We start from the raw sequence: 19,087 nt of genomic DNA on the forward strand, positions 1-19,087 counted from the left end.
TACTCCCCGCGCTGCTCCTGCACCATTCTCACTGCGCGCTCACGCACCTCGGGCGAGAACTTGTTCGTTTTCTTCATGGCTCAATCCTCTCAGAGTGTTGAGCCTCCTCAAAACCCGGGGCGATTCAGAACTAGACACCTTCGAGCCTCAAACCTGAGGCCCAATAGGAGGTGCCATGACAAAGCAGCCATATCCCGAAGAATTCAAGATCGAGGCGGTCAAACAGATCACGGAACGAGGCCACCGGGTGGCCGATGTATCCGCCCGGATCGGCGTAAGCCAGCATAGCCTGTACAAGTGGGTCAAGGCCTATGCGGTGCCTGTGCCAGAGAGACAGATGCAGACGTTCCAGACCGAGGAGCTGCGGCGACTGAAGGCTGAACTCAAGCGTGTGACCGAGGAGCGCCCCGCCGCGTACTTTGCAAGGCAGTCCGGGTGAGGTACGCATTCATCCAGCGCCATGCGCCGGAACACAGCGTGCGGCGCATGTGCAAGGTGATGCAGCTGCACCCCAGCGACTACTACGCGTGGAAGGCAGCGCCGCAGAGTCCACGGGCCAAGGACGACCAGAGGCTGCTGGGCTTGCTCAAGCAGGCATGGCTGGAGAGCGGCGGTGTCTATGGCTACCGCAAGCTCACGCTGGACATGCGCGACCAGGGTGAGCGCTGCGGCAAGCATCGCGTGGCGCGGCTGCTCAAGCTCGAAGGTCTGCGCTCGCAGACGGGCTACGGCCGCAGGCCTGGACTGCGAGGTGGCAAGCCCGCAGTGGTCGCGCCAAACCACCTACAGCGTCAGTTCAAGGTGGCCCAGCCCAATCAGTCCTGGGTCACCGACATCACCTGCATCCGAACCCACGAAGGCTGGCTGTACCTGGCGGTTGTGGTCGATCTGTTCTCGCGCCAAGTAGTGGGCTGGTCCATGGGCAGCCGCATTGACACGAGCTTGGTCCTCGATGCACTGCTGATGGCGCTATGGCGCCGCCAGCCGCATGCGCCTGTCATGGTTCATTCAGATCAGGGCTGTCAGTTCACCGGCCACGAGTGGCAGACCTTCCTGCGCGAGCACAACCTGGTCAGCAGCATGAGCCGACGTGGCAACTGCCACGACAACGCTGTGGCCGAGAGCTTCTTCCAACTGCTCAAGCGCGAACGCATCCGCAGGCGGGTCTATGCAACCCGTGACGATGCGCGAGCGGACGTCTTCAACTACATCGAAATGTTCTACAACTCACAGCGCCGTCATTCATCGGCGGCAGGACTGTCCCCTGTAGAGTTCGAACAGCGATATTCCCAACGGCTCAAAAGTGTCTAGGAATGCCGGGGCGATTCAAACTGACCATCTGCACCGCTGGCGAGGAGCAGGCTATGTTCCACAGCATCTGCGAATGAGGGCACCATGACCATCAGCAACATAGCAAGAAGCTACCTCCTCGGGCCGCTCTGCATGATCGCAGTGGTCTGGATGGGGGAGGCCATGGCGGGCACCTCGGAGTGCTACGCAATCAAGGATGCGGACAAGCGGGCGTACTGTCTGGCGCAGGTCAAGCGGGACGCTGGAATTTGCTACCGCATCAAGGATGGTGACAAGCGGAACCAGTGTCTGGCGGACATTAAAGGATCACGGGATCGCTGCTACACCATCAAAGAACACGATGCGCGAAAGACATGTCTTGCCCTGAAGTAACATCCTGCAAAAACTCAGGGGGAAGCTGATGGCGCGAAAAGTCAAAACCGAGAAAGAGCTTGGCGAGGCTCTAAAGTCAGGCGCGGACGAGATTGAAATTGAAGGCGACCTTGCAAAAAAGACAATCAGGATTCGAGCTACAGGCCAAGTAGCGTGGGCAATTGCCTTTGGAGCAATTGGTATCGCAGCGTTCGCCACGTATGCAACGCTGGGTACGGGTGGCACAGCTGGGCCAGTCGCCGCGCCTGCAGCTGGCTTTACAGCGGCTGCTGCAGTGGGAATACTCGGAATCCCCGCAACCACGTCAGCAATTGCCATCGCAATTGCTGCGGGTGGGGTAGGTGCCTTGACGACGCTACGCAAATATAAAGAGATCTCACGCACCGCAAACAGCATCACGCTAAAGAAGCGGTAATCGGGACAAAACAAGCACGCTACGTGTAGAGCACGCCTAACAAATCATCAAACTGAAACCTACCCATAAAAGGCAAGGCGTACAGTAGCACGACGCCTACCGCAATACAGCCTACAAAAGAGCCGCAGTAACCAGGAGTATGGATGTCGAATGGAGCGGCATGCGCACTCAAGCCCCTATATGGCTCTGCACCACGGTAGGTAGGGTAGAAGGTAGAAATGCAAAACGGGCCACTCGGGCCCGTCTGATATCAATACTTGCAGTGGAGGGTGGGATTCGAACCCACGGTAGTGTTGCCACTACGCCTGATTTCGAGTCAGGTACATTCGACCACTCTGCCACCTCTCCTGTGTGTCGAAGCCTGCGATTATAGTAAGGTTTTTGAGATACCACGGTTTGTGTCAGTTACTCCCTGAACTGTCAGTTGCGAAGAGGCAATACCAGCCTGAACTCCGCTCCCCGTCCCACATCGCTGTCCACTTCCAGCGTTCCGCCGTGCCGGTGGATCACGGTGTGCACCAGGGCCAGCCCCAGGCCCACACCGCCGATGGCGGGGTGGCTGCGGTCGTGCAGCCGCTGGAAGGGTGCGAACAGCTGGCCCTGCAGTTCCGGGGCGATGCCGGGGCCTTCGTCGCGCACTGACACGATCCAGTGGGCCCCCCGTTGCACGATGGAGCACTGCACCGTGCCTTCTTCGGGGCTGAACTTGACGGCGTTGTTCAGCACGTTGGCCAGCGCGCGGGACAGCAGGGCGCGGTCGCCCACGGTGGGGGCGGTTTCCGGCGCGGTGGCGATGGTTACCTCCACGCCCCGGTCGCGGGCCAAGGCCCAGATGTCGTCCACGGTTTCGGCCAGCACGGCCACCAGGTCCAGGGGCGCCATGCGGTATTCCTGCGACTCGGCGCTGGCGAGCTTGACGAAATTTTCGGCCATGCCCAGCGACGCGCGTGCATAGCGCTCGATGCGCAGCATCAGCTCGTCATCCGGCATGCGGCCAGGGTAGGCTCGCTGCATCTCCAGCAGCGTGAGGATGGATGCATTGGGTGCACGGATGTCGTGCGAGATGAAGTTCATTGCCTGGTCGCGCTGCAGCTGGGCGCGGCGCATGTCCGTCAGGTCCACCAGGGTCAGCAGCCAGCCGGCCTTGGCCAAGTCGGTGAAGGGCTTGCACAGCACCAGCAGGTTGCGGCCTTGGGCATCGCGGCCTTCGCTCTGTTCGGGCATGTGGTGGTTGTGCAGTTTGTCCTGCGTGACCAGGGGCTGGCCGGTGCCGGTGTGCACCAGGTCGTGCAGCAGTTCGACCACGGACTGGCCCTGCAGCGGCACCTGGGGGTCTCCGCCCACGTGCCGGCGTGCCGCCATGTTGGTGAGCAGGATGCGCCCCTGCGGGTCGCAGACGATGGTGGGGGAGGGCAGCTGCTGCAGGCTTTCGCTTACGAAGTGGTGCAGGTCGCGCAACTGGCGCGATGCGCGTTCCACAGCATTGATGCGTTTTTCCAGAAAGTCACCGGAATCCCCGGGGCGGTGCAGCAGTCGCATCGACAGGCCGTCGCGTTGCAGGCGCTCCATCTCCAGTCGCAGGAAGTGTGCGGCTGCGCTCAGGCGCCGCCAGCTCCACAGCGGATAGGCCAGCACCAGCCCGGTCAGAGCCGCAGCGGGTGCGAACTGCAGGCCTATCCACGAAGGCAGGGCCACGCTGAGCAGCAGGGTGACCACGCCCAGCGCTGCGCTGGTGAGCAAGGCCACGAAGGGGCCCAGCAACAGCAGAGCCAGCAGCGCGCACACCACGGGCGCCAGGTTGAACAGGGTGTTGAGGGCGGTGGCGGCAGGCTCGATCCGCACGCCCGACAGGCGGCCGTCCAGCACCTGGGCCACCACCTCCACGCCGGGCATCAGCCGCGATTGCTCGCTCACGGGTGTGGCAAACATGTCGCCCAGGCCCGAGGCCGCAGCGCCCACGATCACGTACTTGCCGCGAAACGCATCTGCCGGCACCTGGCCGCGCAGCACGTCGATGTAGGAGTACGTGGTGAAGTGGCCCGGGCCGCCGGCATAGGCAATCAGCGTGCGGTCAGCGCGTTGCCAGGGGCCACTGCCTGGAGGCTCTGTGGCTGCAGCGCCGCCGGCCACCGGTGCGGCGCGCGCTGCATTGCACTGGGGCGATTTGTGTGATGCGGATGTGGAAGCGGCCACGCATTGCAGCGCCATGCTGAAGTGCTGCCAGGACGCGGCGGCGGGTCCTTCCTGCAGGTAGAGGCTGCGCACCACGCCGTCGTTGTCGGGGGCCACATGCACATGGCCCAGGCCGGCTGCGGCGTCTGCAAATGCGGGCCAGGGCAGGTCGGCTATGTTGGCTGCCGGGCCATGACCGCGCCGCAGCACCGGAAGCACCACCCGCCCACTGCGCCGCATGGCGTCGGCCAGCAGCACATCGTCCTCGGGGTAGTCCAAGTCTTCTTCGTTGAACAGCACGTCCATGCCGATGGCGCGGGGCTGCTGTGCCGATACGCGCGCGATCAACTCTGCGTGTAGCGCCCGGCGCCAGGGCCAGCGGCCAATGGCCGCGATGCTAGGGTCGTCGATGGCAACGATGACGATGTCGGGGTGCGCGGGGCGCGAAAGCAGGCGCAGGCCAGCGTCCTGCACCAGGTGGTTCATCCGGCTCAGGCTGTCGGCGGTGCTGAGCCAGGCCACCAGCCCCAGCAAGGCGGCGGCCAGAAGGCTCCATTCCAGGCGCCGCTGCTGGCCCCGGGTGCGTCCGGCGGTCATCATGGGCTCAGAACCCTCGGGCCCAGGGCAAACGGCGTGCGCGGCTCAAGGGCGTGCCACGGGCTGGCCGTTCGAGGTGGAGACCGGCAGACCCGAACCCGTGCTGATGCCCGAGCCGACCCGGATCTGGCGCGGCGGCGAAAAGTCGCTCTGCAGCCCCGTGGGATCCAGCACCTGGATGCGCACGAGGTAGTCGCCTGCAGGCAGGTTGCTGGCGGTCCATGCAGGGGTGTCGAGCTGGGTGTCGAGCACGACCTTGTCAAACGCCAGGTCGTTGGCTGGGGCCAGTTGCAGGCGGAACCGCTGGCCAGGCTGCGCGGGCCAGTGCACCCGCACCGTGGTGTCGCCATCCTGCGCTTGCAATGACTGGGGCGACAGCGTGGCGGGGCGGTCTGCCACCGAGAAGGGCTGGGGTGGGGCAAACGGACCTTGGTCGGCCTGACTGCTCGGACTGTTTGGCAGCTGCAGCAGGCTGGCCGCACGCCAGAAATAGTTGCCTACCGGCAGCGTGTTCAGCGGCAGGCGGCATTCGGTGAGGCGTTGCTCGTCCAGCACGGGCTGGGTGAACTGTGCATCGCGGGCCACCTGCAGGCGGTACCAGGCCACACCGGGCACCTGCGTGCACCGCAGCTCGCCCGTGCCGCTGGCCAGCACCGCGCCGGGCGCAGGTTGCTGGTACAGCGGGGCCACGGGGCGCGTCTTGACCACAAAAGGCTGCACGGCAGGCACACCGGGGATGCCCGCGTCGTCCAGGGCGCGCACCGACAGGTAGTAGCGCCCGTCTTCCACGGCTTTCCAGCGCAGCTGGCCGTCGGCAAAACTGCCGTGGCGCAGCACCTGGGTGAAGTCGGCGTCCTGCGCCACCTGGGCCTGGTAGCGCGCGGCGCCCGGCAGTGGTGGCACGTTGATGGCCAGAATGCTCGCATCGCTGAGCATGGCAGGGACGCCCGATGTGTCGGGCGCCACCAGCAGCGGGCGGGGTGCGCCCACGCTGCCATCGGCCGCCACGGCCAGCCCTTGCCCCGGAGCCAGCATCGAGGCGGCTGCCGCAGACGAATTGGATGGGCCAGTGGTTTCTTGTTGGCGGGACTGTACGGCCACCGAGCCGCTGAGCACCGATGCGGTGGTCTGGCCCGATTCACCCATTGCCACGCCAAAGTGGGTGCCGCGCACACTGGTCACGGCCAGGGGCGTGCGCAGTTCAAAGCGGCGAAAAGCCTCGGCATTGGGTGGCACGCTGGATTCCACCGCACCGCTGCGCATCTCCAGCACCGACTGCAGGCTGCCCGCACGCCCCCGGCGGCGCAGCTGCCGCAGCAGCAGCTCGGACTGCGCCTGCACCCGCACCACCGTGCCGTCGGCCAGCTTGACGGAGACAAAAGCATCCGGCCCCACCTGCAGCGCGGTGCCCTCTTCAAGCTTGCCGCCCTGGGTGACGGGCGCCGGGGCGTCGCCCGCGCGGGCTTGGGCGGTGACCGTGCCGTGCACGAACTCCACCGTGGCCGACTCGGCGGGCTGCAGGCGCACCGGAATCCACACCACCGAACCCGGCACCAGGCGCCGGGGGTTGGCCACCTTGTTGCGGGCCTGCAGCAGCGGCCACTGCCGGGGCGCGGCCAGATAGGCCTTGGCCAGGCCTTCGAGCGTGTCACCCTCCTGCACGGTGTGGGCAATTTCATCGCCCTGCGGCGTGGTGGCGGCAGGGGGAGCCGCCTGGGCACTGGTGCCCACCAGGCTACCGAGGAAACCCAGGGTCAATGCCGCGCTGGCGCGCAGGGCCCAGCGGGGGCGGCCGGTGTTCGTTGCCACTTGAAATCTCCTTCGTGCCGCTCGGTGCAGGCGGGCTGGCGATGGCATCCTGTGAGGATGCCGCCGTTGATAGTTGGGGGTCAGGCCCTTCGCTGGGCCTCAACAGCTTCAAAACGGTAACCCACACCGTAGACTGCCGAGACGATGAAGCCGTTGGCGGGCCGCAGGTCCAGCAGGGTGCGCAGGCGCGAGATGTGGGTGTCCAGCGAGCGCGACATGACATCCGCCACCTGGCCCCAGACGATGTCCTTGAGGTGGTCACGCGACAACAGTCGGCCCATGTTCTGAAACAGAAACAGGGCGAGATCGTACTCGCGGTTCTTGAGCTCCACGGGCACGCCGTCAATTTCGATGGACCGGGTTTCGGACAGGAAGCGGTAGCGCCCGAACTCCACCACGCCCCCCACATTGGCTGGGTAGGCCCGCCGCAGCAGGGCCGACACGCGGGCATTGAGCTCGCCAATACGCACCGGCTTGACCATGAAGTCGTCGGCGCCACTGCCCAGGCCTTCGACGATGTCGAGCTCTTCCTGGCGGTGCGTGACGAACAGAATGGGCAACTGGGTGCCCACATTCTTGCGAACCCAGCGCACCACTTCGGGCCCCGTCGTGTCTGGCAGGTGCCAGTCCACGATCAACAGGTCAAAGGTCTCGCGGCGCATCTCGCGCAGGAAGTCGGCACCGTTGAGGTGGGTGTGGCAGACATGGCCCATTGCCTCCGTGGCCTGTTTGATCAGATCCAGCTGGAGCGCATCGTCGTCCAACGCGGCTATGCGCATGGTTTTCTCCCCTGTCGAAAATGCAATTGCGGATTATTCGCGATAACCGCCGTCTGCGCTGCTGCGCACCGGCCTACCGCCCGGCAGTTGACATTTGTTAACGCTCTCTCGTTCGCCGCGACCGGGGAAGGGGCTGGGGAGAGATTTCGCGCACCAGCCGCATGCCGACCAGGGTGTACCGGGTTTGCGGGCTGTTCCAGTTGCGGTAGCCGCAGCGGGCATAAAACGACCAAGTGTGCCACGAGCCCCCCCGGCGCACGCGCACGGTGCCGTCTGCGGGGCCTTGTGGATCATTGCGCGGGGAGTGCGCATAGTAGGTGTCCCCGTGCCAGTCCGACACCCACTCCCAGGCATTGCCCAGCATGTCGTGCAGGCCAAAGGCATTGGGCGCATAGCTGCCCACCGGGGCGGTGAAAACATGGCCGTCGCTGCCCGCCAAGGCGTGCTGCTGCCAGCGGGGCCACAGCGGGGCGACCTCCTGGTCAAAGGTGTTGGCGGTGTGCAGCAGGCCCTGCGGGTCGTCGCCATGCGGATAGCGGGTGCGGGTGCCAGCGCGGCAGGCGTATTCCCATTCGGCCTCGGTGGGCAGGCGGTAGTGGTGGCCTTCGGTGCGGCTCAGCCATTGGGCCAAGGCCTGGGCGTCGTTCCAGGTGACGTTCACGACGGGATGGTCTTGCCCCTGCGCAAAACCCGGGTTGCGCCACGAATAGCGAGGGTCCCGGCCCTCAAAGGCATCGCCGCGCTGGGTGGTGGCGGGGTCGTACTGCGCGTTGTAGCCGTAGCCGCCCGTGCCATCGGCTTCCGATTCGGGCTGGTAGCCCGAGGCCTCCAGAAAGCGCTGGAACTGCCCCACGGTGACCTCGTGCCGACCCAGGTAGAACGCCCGCCGGATGTGCACCGTGTGCGCGGGGCCTTCATCGGTCAACTCGGTAAAGCGCCTGGCCTCCAGCGCCGGGTACGCGCGTGCCAGGGTATCGGGCGGCTCCACGCCCCCCATCGTGAAGCGGCCCGCCGGGACCTGCTGGAAGACCATGCCCAGGCTGTTGGTCCAGGTGGCGGGGGCGGTGTTTTGCGCAGGCCCCGCATGGGCGCAGGCGCAGACCAGCACGGCTGTCAGGGCCACCCCATGCGCCCTGAGGGGGCGCCGCAGAAACCAGGCCATGCCGGGGATCAGGGTTGGCGGTCGGGGGCTTCGCTCACGCATTCAAAAATCAGGCGCGAGCCATCGTTGCGCAGCAGCTTGGGGAACAGCGCCAGCCGCTGGCATTCGCGCGTGGCCGCTGCATAGGCGGGCGACGTGTCGGTGCCGTACACGGGCACGCTGAAGGTGCGGTCACGGCCCGATGCCATGGGCCCCGAGGGGTGGTGGGGGCTGGTAGCGTTGCAGCCCGCCAGCACGGCGAGCACGGAGAGGGTGGCAACTGGCAGTTTCATGGGAGTCTCCAAGAACAGAACGGACAGTTTACGCACAAGGCCCACGCCGACAGCGTAGGCGCATTGCGCACACACCACCATCTTCTGTCGCAGCCAGGCGGGTATTCTGCGGATTCACCCTGGAGATGAATATTTGAATAATTTTGGCCGCTAGCGCTTATTGGTAAAGCGCAAGCAGCTATCAAAAAGTGACCGCTTCCCCCCAGCGCATTCCGACCCCGGATCCCGCGTTGGACAGGGACAGAGCGGTTTACGCGGCGGCTGCAGCCTCTGCCAGCGCCTGCAGCGCGGCTGCCACATCGTCGGCGCTCACGCCCTCCACCGGTGCCAGGCGCTGTGCCAGTGTCTGCAGTGCGTCCGGGTCTTTTTGCAACTGGGCAATGGCCTGGCCTGCTTCCTTGGGCGCGTCAAAACCGGTGCTTTGCAGCAGCAGGCGGCCATCGGCATCCACCAGCTTGAAGTAGAACTTGCCGTCGGCTTCGCGGTATTGCTTGAACGAAGGCAGCGCTGTCTTCGCGGCCTTGACAGGCTTGGGCGCCGCAGTGGCCTGGGCCAGACTGCGCAGGCCCACAGCGGCGCGCAGCTCGCGGATGAACGGCGTGGCCAGCGCACGGGCGCGTTCGGCACCGGCCAGCAGGGTCTGCTCGATGCGGGCGGGGTTGTGGATGAGTTCTTCGTACTGCGCACGCATGGGGGCGATCACCTGGTCCACACGTTCGAACAGGGTGTTCTTGGCATCACCCCAGGCGATGCCGTCGGCGTAGGCCTGGCGCAGGGCGGCGGTTTCGTCGGGCGTGGCAAACGCCTGGTAGATCTGGAACAGCGCCGATCCCTCGGTGTCCTTGGGCTCGCCGGGTGCGCGCGAATCGGTCAGGATGCCACCGATCAGATTCTTGAGCTGTTCGCGCGAACTGAACAGCGGGATGGTGTTGTCGTAGCTCTTGCTCATCTTGCGCCCGTCCAGGCCGGGCAGCGTGGCCACATGGTCGTCAATGGCGGCCTCGGGCAGCACGAAGTGTTCGCCATACAGGTGGTTGAAGCTCGCAGCCATGTCACGCGCCATTTCGATGTGCTGGATCTGGTCGCGGCCCACGGGCACCTTGTGCGCCTTGAACATCAGGATGTCCGCGCCCATCAGCACGGGGTACATGAACAGGCCGGCCGTCACGCCGTCGTCTGCATCGCGGTCGGCGGCAGTGTTCTTGTCCACGCTGGCCTTGTAGGCGTGGGCGCGGTTGAGCACGCCCTTGCCCGTCACGCAGGTCAGCAGCCAGGTCAGTTCGGGGATCTCGGGGATGTCGGACTGGCGGTAGAACGTGACCTTCTCGGGGTTCAGCCCTGCGGCCAGCCAGCTGGCGGCGATCTCCAGCGTGGAGCGCTGGATGCGCACCGGGTCTTCGCACTTGATGAGCGCGTGGTAGTCGGCCAGAAAGTAAAAGCTCTGCACGCCGGGCGTGAGGCTGGCGGCCACCGAGGGGCGGATGGAGCCCACGAAGTTGCCCAGGTGGGGTGTGCCCGTGGTGGTAATGCCGGTGAGAAAACGCGTGATGCTCATGGGAAGGATGTCAGCAAGAAACGGGGGGAGAAGAATTAACGCAACAGTGCTGTGAGCGGGGTGAGCAGAAACTGGATGACGCCGTAGCCCAGCGACATCAGCGGGCGTAGCCACAGCGTGCCCACCACCCCAGCGATCACCAGGCCCATCACAATGAAAAAGCCCCAGGGCTCGATGCGAGAGACCATGTGCGCCTGTTTCCAGGGCAGCAGGCCCACCAGGATGCGCCCGCCATCCAGCGGCGGCAGCGGAAACAGGTTGAACGCCCACATCACGAGGTTGACCAGCACGCCAGCGCGGGCCATCTCGATGAAAAAGCGCTCCTCCACGCCAGAGCCCACCAGTGCCACCAGCAGCACGGCCCAGCCAATGGCCTGGATGAAGTTGGACGCCGGGCCCGCCAGCGCCACCCAGACCATGTGTTTCTTGGGATTGCGCAGGTTGCCGAAATTGACCGGCACCGGCTTGGCATAGCCAAACAGGAAGGCTCCCGAAGTCGCAAAGTACAGCAGCAGTGGCATCAGGATGGTGCCCACCGGGTCGATGTGTTTGATCGGGTTGAGGGTGATCCGGCCCATCATGTACGCGGTGTTGTCGCCAAAGTGGCGCGCGGCGTAGCCGTGGGCTGCCTCGTGCACGGTGATGGCAAACAGCACCGGCAGGGCGTAGATCAGAACGGTTTGGATGAGATTGGAGATGTCCACCCGGTGATTGTCTCAGACGCCCGCCACCCCAGCCGTTGCCGGGACGACCCGCGCGGAGTACACGGCATGCCGGTGGTGGGATGACTGGCGCACAACAGGACTCGGGCAAGTGGCTCACCCCCAGGCAAGGCGGTTGTTGCATCCCGATTCGCGCAAGTTCTATGTGGGATGTACGTATGCCGAGGGCGCCCGCAGCGCCGTGATCATTGCTAGCATCTGCCAGTTGCCCCCGGGGCGACCCAAAAAACCAAAACAACAGCCCTGGAGAGGCATAACATCATGTGGAACAACCTGAAAATTGGAACGCGCCTGGCCCTGGCGTTTGGCGGTATGGCACTGCTGGTGCTGCTGTTAATGGTCATGGCGCTGGCTGGCATCGGGGGGGCCGAGCAGGCACTGCAGGGCGCGCCTGTGACGGCGCCCCAGGCCCAGGCAGCACAGGCGCACCTGCAAAGCGCCCGGGCATGGATCATCGGCTGCAGCTGTGTGGCGTTTGTGCTGGCGCTGCTGGCTGTGTTCAGCCTGCTCATGAGCATCGTGGCGCCGCTCAACCAGGCCATCCTGATTGCAGAAACCGTGGCTTCGGGCGACCTGAGCCAGGAATTCAGCTCCGATCTGCAGGGCGACTTTGGCCGGCTCCTGAACGCCCTGGGCACCATGGAGGACACGCTGACCGACCTGGTGTCGCGCATCAAGCAGGACGCCGATGCCATCAGCGCCTCTGCCGCAGACATCGACCATGGCAACACCGACCTTTCCCGCCATGCGGAAGACCAGGTCTCTTCACTCACCGAAACTGCTGCCAGCATGGAGCAGCTGACCGCCACCGTGCGCCAGAACGCCGAGCGCGCCCATTCCGCCAGCGACCTCGCGGTGAAGGCCTCGGGCATTGCAGAGCAAGGGGGCGCGGTGGTGGGCGATGTGGTGTTGACCATGCAGGCCATCAGCGGCAGCTCGCGCAAGATTGTGGACATCATCCAGGTCATCGAAGGCATTGCCTTCCAGACCAACATCCTGGCGCTCAACGCGGCGGTGGAAGCCGCCCGTGCGGGCGAGCAGGGCCGTGGCTTTGCCGTGGTGGCCAGCGAGGTGCGTAATCTGGCCCAGCGCAGCGCCGTGGCCGCCCGCGAGATCAAGGCGCTGATCAGCGCGTCGGTCGAGCAGGTGGAAAACGGTGCTGGCCAGGTGGGCAAGGCGGGCAAGACCATGCAGGAGATCGTGGCGGCCGTCGGGCAGGTCAGTGCACTGCTTGGCGAAATCTCCCACGCCCTGCGCGAGCAGAGCGATGCCATCAGCCATGTGAACGGCGCCGTGTCGCACATGGACGGCACCACCCAGGAAACGGCTGCGCTGGTTCAGAACGCGGTTTCCACCGCCACCTCGCTCACAGCCCAGGCGCGCGATCTGGAGCAGGCTGTGGGTGCGTTTAAGCTATGAAGACCCCCTGAGACGCTGCGCGTCTTCCCCCTGAAGGGGGACGCCACCAGTGGCCTGGCAAAGCCAGTTCCACGGTGGCACTGGTCTTTGGCAGCGCCAGTTTTGGGCGCTTGAATCCGAAAGGCGCTTTTGCTGGTCCTCAAGACCGGTCTGCGCGGGCGCAGGGCAGACCACGGGATTTCAGTTTTACAACCCCAGCGCCTGCAGGCTGCCCCGGCCTTCACGCACCACTTCGGGCTCGCCACCATTGCCCATGGGGGTCAGGTCCACCACGGTGGTGGGCTCCAGCGGGCAGGCGCCTGCGTCCACGATGGCGTCCACCAGCTTTTCGTAGCGTTCGCGGATTTCCTGCGGGTCGTTCAGGGGCTCGGTCTCGCCGGCCGGGATCAGCGTGGTGGCCAGCAGCGGGGCGCCGTGCAGCTCCAGCAGCAGCTGCAGGCCCTTGCGGTCGGGTACGCGCAGACCGATGGTCTTGCGCGAAGGGTGGCTCACGCGGCGCGGCACTTCCTTGGTCGCTTCGAGGATAAAGGTGTAGGGCCCGGGCGTGCCCAGCTTGAGCAGGCGGTACTGGCGGTTGTCCACGCGGGCATAGTTGGCCAGTTCCGACAGGTCACGGCACAACAGGGTGAGGTGGTGCTTGTCGTCCACCTGGCGGATGCGGCGCATGCGATCAACGGCATCCTTGTCGTCCAGGTGGCAGACCAGCGCATAGCTGGAATCGGTGGGCACGGCCAGAATGCCGCCCTTTTGCAGCAGCATGGCGCCCTGCTTGAGCAAGCGCGGCTGGGGGTTGTCGGGGTGGACTTCGAAATACTGGGCCATGAAATGGTGCGTCTCGTCTCAAACGGCAGCGGGGTGCCGGATGCGTTCAGCCAGCAGTTCCCAGACCGGGGTGAGCTGGCCGGGTAGCAGCGGCAAGGTCCCCAGGTCGGTGTGGGACTCGTCCGGGCTGTGGAAGTCGCTGCCGCGTGAAGCGGCCAGCCCAAACTCCTTCGCCATCGCGGCGTAGGTGACATATTCGGCTGCGCTGTGGCTTCCGGTGACGACTTCCACCCCGCGCCCGCCGTGGGCCTTGAATTCGGAAAACAGCGCAAATTCTTCGTTGGCACTGAACTTGTAGCGCGCCGGGTGGGCAATGATGGCCATGCCGCCTGCCTCGGTGATCCAGCGCACGGCGTTGCCCAGCGACGCCCAACGGTGCGGCACATAACCAGGCTTGCCTTCGATGAGGTATTTGCGAAATACCTCGGAGGTGTCCTTGCAGACCCCGGTCTCCACCAGAAAGCGGGCGAAATGGGTGCGTGAAATCAATGCCGGGTTGCCTACGAACTGCAGCGCGCCCTCGTAAGCGCCCGGAATACCCGCCTGGGCCAGTTGTTCGGCCATGTCCTTGGCGCGTTCGCCGCGCCCACCGCGCGTAGCGGCCAGGCCCTCGGCCAGTCGGGTGTCGTTGGGGTCGAAACCCAGGCCGACGATGTGGACGGTGGTGTCGGCAAAGGTGACCGAGATTTCGACGCCCGTGAGGTAGGCCATGCCCTGCGCATGGGCAGCGGCGGCGGCGCGGTGCTGGCCGCCGATTTCGTCATGGTCGGTGAGCGCCCACAGCTCGACACCGTTGGCTTTCGCGCGGGCGGCCAGATCCTCCGGGGTCAGGGTTCCGTCGGATACCACGGAATGGCAATGCAGGTCGGCGTTCAATATGGATGTCACCGTGCCATTTTAGGGCTTGTACCGATATCGCGCGCCACCGCGCGACCCCTGTGCCGTCGTGGACGGGTTCCCCGGAGTCCTGCCAGGTGCCGCTGACCCCCGGGTGGGCCGTCCTGTCACCTTCAGCACCCTGGGTGCGGGTTTTTCCCGGGAAAAAGAGGGCAGGGCAGTGCCTGGGCTGGCGTAGGCTTGTGGCCTGCTGTTGACGCAATCGGATGTTGCGTGCCGCGCGTTGGCCGCACACTTACATTTCCAGGTCCACGAGGAAAAAGAACCATGCAAATCGACAATATCCGCGTTTCGCGCAAGCTGTGGGGAGCATTCATCCTGCTGATGCTGGCCATGCTGTTGATCTCCGGCTTCCAGCAGTACCGGGCCAACAGCTCCATGTCGGCTGCGATGGACCAGGTGGTCGAGATCGAAGAGCGCATCTCGGCGGCCATACGCTGGCGGGGTGCCACAGAAACCGCCGTCAATATGGTGATGGGAGGAGCCGTCACCACCGACGCGGTGCTGGCCCAGCAGTACGACGCCAAGGTCAAGGAAATCATTGGCGGCATCAACAAGATTCAAGAGGGGATCGTTGCCGGTGCCACGGCGCCCGAGGAAAAAGCGGCGCTCGACAAGGTGCTGGCCGAACGCAAGCTGGTGCTGGCCGCCACCGCCAAGACCTGGGAGCTCAAGGGCGCGGGCGATGGCGTGGCCACCCAGCAGTTTGCCGACAATGAACTCACCCCCATGGTGGCGCGCTACCTCAAGGCGCAGGATGATTTTGTTGCTGTCCTGCAAAAGCGCCGCGAGGAGATCCGGGCCGAGACCACGCAACGGCGGGTTGCCTACGCCATCCAGGGCCTGGTGGTGTCGGCCGTGCTGGTTGTGGTGGTGCTGCTGCTGGCCTGGAAGCTGGTGCGCTCCATCACCGTGCCATTGGACGAGGCGGTGGAAACCATTGACGCCATCGCCGCTGGCGACCTCACGCGCGAGCTGCAATCCACCCGCAAGGACGAGTTCGGCCACATGCTGAGGTCCCTGTCGGCCATGTCCACCCGCTTGCGGGGGGTGGTGAGCGAGGTGCGGGTGGGTGTGGATTCCGTCTCGTCGGCCTCGATCCAGATCGCCAACGGCAACCACGACCTGTCGGCCCGCACCGAGCAGACTGCCTCGAACCTGGAAGAAACCGCCGCCAGCATGGAAGAACTTACGGCCACGGTGAGCCAGTCGGCCGACACCGCGCGCCAGGCCAACCAGCTCGCGGGCACGGCGGCCCAGGCGGCGGCGCGCGGCGGCGAAGTGGTGGGCCAGGTGGTCACCAGCATGCAGCAGATCACCGACAGCAGCCGCAAGATCAGCGACATCATCGGCGTGATCGACGGTATTGCCTTCCAGACCAACATCCTGGCGCTCAACGCTGCTGTGGAAGCCGCCCGCGCGGGCGAGCAGGGCCGGGGCTTTGCGGTGGTGGCCAGCGAAGTGCGCAGCCTGGCTGGGCGCAGCGCCGAGGCCGCCAAGGAGATCAAGAACCTGATCAGTGCCTCGGTGGAAAACGTCGAGTCGGGCTCTGCCCAGGTGGCCCAGGCGGGCCAGACCATGGGCGAGATCGTGGCCAGCGTGCAGCGCGTGAGCGACCTGATCGGAGAAATCACGGCATCTTCCTCCGAGCAGCGCGACGGGATTGCCCAGGTCAACCAGGCCGTGACGCACCTCGACCAGATGACGCAACAAAACGCGGCGCTGGTGGAGGAGTCCACCGCCGCCGCAGCCTCGATGCGCGACCAGGCCCAGCGCCTGGCCGAGGTGGTGGCGGTGTTCAATGTGGGCGCGATGGCGGTTCGCGCACCGGCAGCGCCCCGCCCGGCTCCGTCTGCGGCGCCCCGGCCAGCGCCAGCGGCCAGAACCGCCCTCGGCAACCAACCCGCAGCACCCAAGGCAACCAAGCCGACAAAGGCCCCCGCCGCCGCTCGCTTGGCACCACCGGCCCCCGCCGCTGCACGCCCCGCTGCCACCCCTGGCCCATCGGCCGCGCCCGCTGCACCTGCGCCCCGGGCTGCAGCCAAAGGCGGAGATGACGACTGGGAAAGCTTCTAAAGGCCGCTGGGTGTAGTGGTTTTTGCTATTCAAATGATAGCTATCTGCGCTTTTCTATCAAGCGCTGGCGGCCAAAAAGGCCCTTAAGTTTTTGCACCGCACCCCCGAGGCAGCCCCGGCTGCCTTTGTCTTTGTTTTTTTGCGATGGACGAAAGGATCTGCCCATGCCCCTGGTCAACATCCGTCTCGCGCGGCGCGAACTGCCCACCACCGCAGCCCAAAAGGCAGCCCTGATCGCCGGTGTCACCCAGCTCATGCAGCAGGTGCTGGACAAGCGCCCTGACAGTGTCACCGTCATCATCGACGAGGTGGACCCTGAAAACTGGGGCCAGGGCGGCGAGCCGGTGACGGTGATCCGCCAGCGCAGCAAGGGCCCTGCGCAGGCCTGAGCGGGGTGGGGCCTTGCCCTAGGGATGACCTGCACAACTCCCTGCGGTCTGTGATAGCGCGGTCTCGGGTGGTCCACTGCGTTGCTTTTCTTGCCAATAGCGCGGCTATTGACTGCAAAAAGATGCCTTGTGCCCCATCCCGATCCGCACTACCACCGCCTCGCGAGGGTTATGCAGGTCATCCCTAGGAGTCTGTCGGACTTGGAAATCGTCGGCTGCAAATTGACCTCGGCGGTCCATTTTCCACCGTCTTTTTGCCCCATAGCTCGGCTATGGGGCTGCAAATCAGGCAAAAACTGTCCTCGCTGGCGCCAATTTTCGCTTCGACGCTCCAAGTCCGACAGACTCCTAGATCTGAGCCCCCTCGACCAAAAACTGCACCTTCCGCTCGCCTTTCCACTCGTTCACATCGAGGCGAAAGGCCAGCAGCACGCGCGCAGGCAGTTGCTCGGTGTGGCCGAACCAGATGGCGTCCACCGGGTTGCCCTGGTGCATGAGCTTGATCGACAGGTGATTTTTGGCCTCGCCCACCAGGCGCTGGCTCACGATCTGCACTTCCTCGCTGAAGGTGGGGGGCGCAAAGCCCTGGCCCCAGACCTCGTGGTGCAGGGTGTCCACCATGTCGGCGCGGCAGTATTCGGGCGATAGAGGTCCGTCGGTCTCGATGCGGCGGGTGAGGGTGGCGGCGTCCAGCCATTCCTGCGCGACCTGGGCCAGGGCTTGCTCGAAGGTATCGAACGAGTCAGCGTCCACCGTGCAGCCGGCCGCCATGGCGTGGCCGCCAAATTTCAGCAACACGCCCGGGTGGCGTTTGGCCACCAGGTCGAGCGCGTCGCGCAGGTGAAAGCCGGGGATGGAGCGGCCGGAGCCCTTCAGCTCGTGCTCCTTGCCCGGCGCGCTGCTGGCCGCAAAGACAAAGGTGGGGCGGTGCAGCTTGTCCTTGATGCGGCTGGCCACGATGCCCACCACGCCTTCGTGGAAGTCGGGGTCGAACACGCTGATGGCCGGGGGCGGTTCTTCGTCTTCCTGGAACAGGCTTTCGGCCATCAGCATGGCCTGGTCGCGCATGCCGCCTTCGATCTCGCGGCGCTCGCGGTTGATGCCGTCGAGCGTGCCCGCCAGCTCGGCGGCGCGGCCTGCGTCGTCGGTGAGCAGGCATTCAATGCCCAGCGTCATGTCGGCCAGGCGCCCTGCGGCGTTGATGCGCGGTCCTAAGGCGAAGCCAAAGTCGAAGGTGGTGGCCACGGGCGCCTTGCGGCCGGCAGCGGTGAACAGCGCGGCTACCCCGGCGGGCATCTGGCCTGCGCGGATGCGCTTCAGGCCCTGGGCGACCAGGCGGCGGTTGTTGGCGTCGAGCTTGACCACGTCGGCCACCGTGCCCAGCGCCACCAGGGTGAGCAGCGGGTCGAGCTTGGGTTGGGTGGCCGCGTTAAAAATGCCGCGCGCCCGCAGCTCGGCGCGCAGGGCCAGCAGCACGTAGAACATCACGCCCACACCGGCCATGGACTTGCTCTCGAACGTGCAGCCGGGCTGGTTGGGGTTGACGATGGCATCGGCCGCGGGCAGCTCGGGGCCGGGCAGGTGGTGGTCGGTGACGACGACCGTGAGGCCCAGCGCCTTGGCCTCGGCCACGCCGTCCACGCTGGCGATGCCGTTGTCCACGGTGATGAGTACGTCGGCGCCGCGCTCGGCCACGCGGCGGGCGATGGATGCGGTGAGGCCATAACCGTCCGTCACGCGGTCGGGCACGAGGTAATCCACCTGTTGAGCGCCCAGCAGCCGCAGCCCGCGCACGCCCACGGCGCAGGCGGTGGCGCCGTCGCAGTCGTAGTCGGCCACGATGACGAGGCGCTTGTTCTGCGCCATGGCGTCGGCCAGCAGGCGCGCGGCGGTGTCAATGCCTTTGAGGCCCGCGGGGGGCAACAACCTGCCCAGGCCGTCGTCCAGCTCGTCCTTGGCACGCACACCGCGCGCGGCATACAGGCGCGCCAGCAGCGGGTGCACACCGGCCTGTTCCAGCGCCCAGGCGGCACGGGGGGGAATGTCTCTTGCTACTATTTTCATAGCTTATCGCACATGTCTGTAAAGCGCTGGGGCCTGAAAAGGCTTTGAAAACGCTGGGCCAGGGTGCGGGGGGCGGTGTGGAAGGCCAGCGTGTTGCGCTCGCCGCACAGGGTCAGTTGCACCGGCTCGCCGCCTTCGGACTTGCGCAGCAGATCGGCCACCGGGCCTGCGTCCAATGCGGTCCACGCGGCGGCCCAGGCGCGCCAGTCCTCGTTCAGTGCCGCATCGCGCAAGGTGGTGGGCACCGTCGGCGT

Annotated in this window: 15 protein-coding genes, 1 tRNA gene and 2 pseudogenes; 6 read left to right on the forward strand and 12 right to left on the reverse strand. The window is 65.5% G+C overall.

Annotated elements, in window-relative coordinates; translation table 11 throughout:
* The first annotated feature begins 175 nt into the window (after window positions 1–175).
* The 3 genes and pseudogenes from NFX52_RS23350 (at window position 176) to NFX52_RS23360 (ending at window position 2,098) form a co-directional block, all read left to right on the forward strand.
* A pseudogene (locus NFX52_RS23350) lies at window positions 176–1,311 on the forward strand (IS3 family transposase).
* 84 nt (window positions 1,312–1,395) lie between these two features.
* Complete coding sequence (locus NFX52_RS23355; protein WP_055393492.1) at window positions 1,396–1,683, forward strand: hypothetical protein; 288 nt, start codon at window positions 1,396–1,398, stop codon at window positions 1,681–1,683.
* Between the two features lie 28 nt (window positions 1,684–1,711).
* A complete protein-coding gene (locus NFX52_RS23360) occupies window positions 1,712–2,098 on the forward strand; it encodes a hypothetical protein (RefSeq protein ID WP_082437246.1) in 387 nt (128 codons plus the stop codon).
* A 263-nt stretch (window positions 2,099–2,361) separates the two neighbouring features.
* Here NFX52_RS23360 and NFX52_RS23365 read toward each other — a convergent pair.
* The 8 genes from NFX52_RS23365 to NFX52_RS23400 all read right to left on the reverse strand — a co-directional run bounded on the left by NFX52_RS23365 (window position 2,362) and on the right by NFX52_RS23400 (window position 11,148).
* Window positions 2,362–2,446, reverse strand: a tRNA-Ser gene (locus tag NFX52_RS23365).
* Window positions 2,447–2,518: 72 nt separating this feature from the next.
* Window positions 2,519–4,870 carry a CHASE2 domain-containing protein gene (locus NFX52_RS23370; protein ID WP_055393490.1) on the reverse strand — a complete coding sequence of 784 codons (2,352 nt, stop codon included), beginning with the start codon at window positions 4,868–4,870 and terminating at the stop codon, window positions 2,519–2,521.
* A 42-nt stretch (window positions 4,871–4,912) separates the two neighbouring features.
* On the reverse strand, window positions 4,913–6,676 hold the full coding sequence (locus tag NFX52_RS23375; RefSeq protein ID WP_082437245.1) for a FecR family protein: 1,764 nt from the start codon (window positions 6,674–6,676) through the stop codon (window positions 4,913–4,915).
* Window positions 6,677–6,756: 80 nt separating this feature from the next.
* A complete protein-coding gene (locus tag NFX52_RS23380) occupies window positions 6,757–7,455 on the reverse strand; it encodes a response regulator transcription factor (protein WP_055393487.1) in 699 nt (232 codons plus the stop codon).
* 97 nt (window positions 7,456–7,552) lie between these two features.
* The gene (locus NFX52_RS23385) at window positions 7,553–8,617 is read right to left on the reverse strand and encodes a formylglycine-generating enzyme family protein (RefSeq protein WP_369801311.1); all 1,065 of its coding nucleotides are present in this window, start codon (window positions 8,615–8,617) and stop codon (window positions 7,553–7,555) included.
* 8 nt (window positions 8,618–8,625) lie between these two features.
* A complete protein-coding gene (locus tag NFX52_RS23390; protein ID WP_055393485.1) occupies window positions 8,626–8,889 on the reverse strand; it encodes a hypothetical protein in 264 nt (87 codons plus the stop codon).
* A 250-nt stretch (window positions 8,890–9,139) separates the two neighbouring features.
* The gene (locus tag NFX52_RS23395) at window positions 9,140–10,444 is read right to left on the reverse strand and encodes a tryptophan--tRNA ligase (RefSeq protein WP_055393483.1); all 1,305 of its coding nucleotides are present in this window, start codon (window positions 10,442–10,444) and stop codon (window positions 9,140–9,142) included.
* 35 nt (window positions 10,445–10,479) lie between these two features.
* Window positions 10,480–11,148 (reverse strand): site-2 protease family protein, encoded by a 669-nt coding sequence (locus NFX52_RS23400; protein WP_055393480.1) that lies wholly within the window; start codon window positions 11,146–11,148, stop codon window positions 10,480–10,482.
* Window positions 11,149–11,427: 279 nt separating this feature from the next.
* Here NFX52_RS23400 and NFX52_RS23405 point away from each other — a divergent pair, with 279 nt between their 5' ends.
* Window positions 11,428–12,585 (forward strand): methyl-accepting chemotaxis protein, encoded by a 1,158-nt coding sequence (locus NFX52_RS23405; protein ID WP_055393478.1) that lies wholly within the window; start codon window positions 11,428–11,430, stop codon window positions 12,583–12,585.
* 186 nt (window positions 12,586–12,771) lie between these two features.
* Here NFX52_RS23405 and NFX52_RS23410 read toward each other — a convergent pair whose 3' ends face one another.
* Window positions 12,772–13,407: an L-threonylcarbamoyladenylate synthase gene (locus tag NFX52_RS23410; RefSeq protein ID WP_055393476.1), complete on the reverse strand. Its 636-nt coding sequence runs from the start codon at window positions 13,405–13,407 to the stop codon at window positions 12,772–12,774.
* A gap of 18 nt (window positions 13,408–13,425) precedes the next feature.
* Window positions 13,426–14,295: a 3',5'-nucleoside bisphosphate phosphatase gene (locus tag NFX52_RS23415; RefSeq protein WP_055393474.1), complete on the reverse strand. Its 870-nt coding sequence runs from the start codon at window positions 14,293–14,295 to the stop codon at window positions 13,426–13,428.
* 276 nt (window positions 14,296–14,571) lie between these two features.
* Here NFX52_RS23415 and NFX52_RS23420 point away from each other — a divergent pair, with 276 nt between their 5' ends.
* Window positions 14,572–16,380 (forward strand): methyl-accepting chemotaxis protein, encoded by a 1,809-nt coding sequence (locus tag NFX52_RS23420; RefSeq protein ID WP_055393472.1) that lies wholly within the window; start codon window positions 14,572–14,574, stop codon window positions 16,378–16,380.
* A 164-nt stretch (window positions 16,381–16,544) separates the two neighbouring features.
* Complete coding sequence (locus NFX52_RS23425) at window positions 16,545–16,769, forward strand: tautomerase family protein (protein WP_055393469.1); 225 nt, start codon at window positions 16,545–16,547, stop codon at window positions 16,767–16,769.
* A gap of 348 nt (window positions 16,770–17,117) precedes the next feature.
* On the opposite strand, the gene recJ is transcribed toward NFX52_RS23425, so the two are convergent.
* Both recJ and NFX52_RS23435 read right to left on the reverse strand, forming a co-directional pair.
* Window positions 17,118–18,833, reverse strand: coding sequence for a single-stranded-DNA-specific exonuclease RecJ (recJ, locus tag NFX52_RS23430; protein WP_207402113.1), 1,716 nt, complete (start codon window positions 18,831–18,833; stop codon window positions 17,118–17,120).
* A pseudogene (locus tag NFX52_RS23435) lies at window positions 18,830–19,087 on the reverse strand (phosphoglycerate mutase); the annotation flags it as partial. The gene recJ and the pseudogene NFX52_RS23435, both read right to left, overlap by 4 nt.

Origin of the sequence: Acidovorax facilis (assembly GCF_023913775.1) — a bacterium.
Classification (GTDB): domain Bacteria; phylum Pseudomonadota; class Gammaproteobacteria; order Burkholderiales; family Burkholderiaceae_C; genus Acidovorax; species Acidovorax facilis.

Coding starts and splice junctions, on each gene's coding strand:
- NFX52_RS23360 (WP_082437246.1), top strand. CDS start 1,712: ATGGCGCGAAAAGTCAAAACCGAGAAAGAGCTTGGCGAGGCTCTAAAG.
- recJ (WP_207402113.1), bottom strand. CDS start 18,833: ATGAAAATAGTAGCAAGAGACATTCCCCCCCGTGCCGCCTGGGCGCTG.
- NFX52_RS23405 (WP_055393478.1), top strand. CDS start 11,428: ATGTGGAACAACCTGAAAATTGGAACGCGCCTGGCCCTGGCGTTTGGC.
- NFX52_RS23385 (WP_369801311.1), bottom strand. CDS start 8,617: ATGGCCTGGTTTCTGCGGCGCCCCCTCAGGGCGCATGGGGTGGCCCTG.
- NFX52_RS23420 (WP_055393472.1), top strand. CDS start 14,572: ATGCAAATCGACAATATCCGCGTTTCGCGCAAGCTGTGGGGAGCATTC.
- NFX52_RS23355 (WP_055393492.1), top strand. CDS start 1,396: ATGACCATCAGCAACATAGCAAGAAGCTACCTCCTCGGGCCGCTCTGC.
- NFX52_RS23395 (WP_055393483.1), bottom strand. CDS start 10,444: ATGAGCATCACGCGTTTTCTCACCGGCATTACCACCACGGGCACACCC.
- NFX52_RS23425 (WP_055393469.1), top strand. CDS start 16,545: ATGCCCCTGGTCAACATCCGTCTCGCGCGGCGCGAACTGCCCACCACC.
- NFX52_RS23410 (WP_055393476.1), bottom strand. CDS start 13,407: ATGGCCCAGTATTTCGAAGTCCACCCCGACAACCCCCAGCCGCGCTTG.
- NFX52_RS23390 (WP_055393485.1), bottom strand. CDS start 8,889: ATGAAACTGCCAGTTGCCACCCTCTCCGTGCTCGCCGTGCTGGCGGGC.
- NFX52_RS23380 (WP_055393487.1), bottom strand. CDS start 7,455: ATGCGCATAGCCGCGTTGGACGACGATGCGCTCCAGCTGGATCTGATC.
- NFX52_RS23370 (WP_055393490.1), bottom strand. CDS start 4,870: ATGATGACCGCCGGACGCACCCGGGGCCAGCAGCGGCGCCTGGAATGG.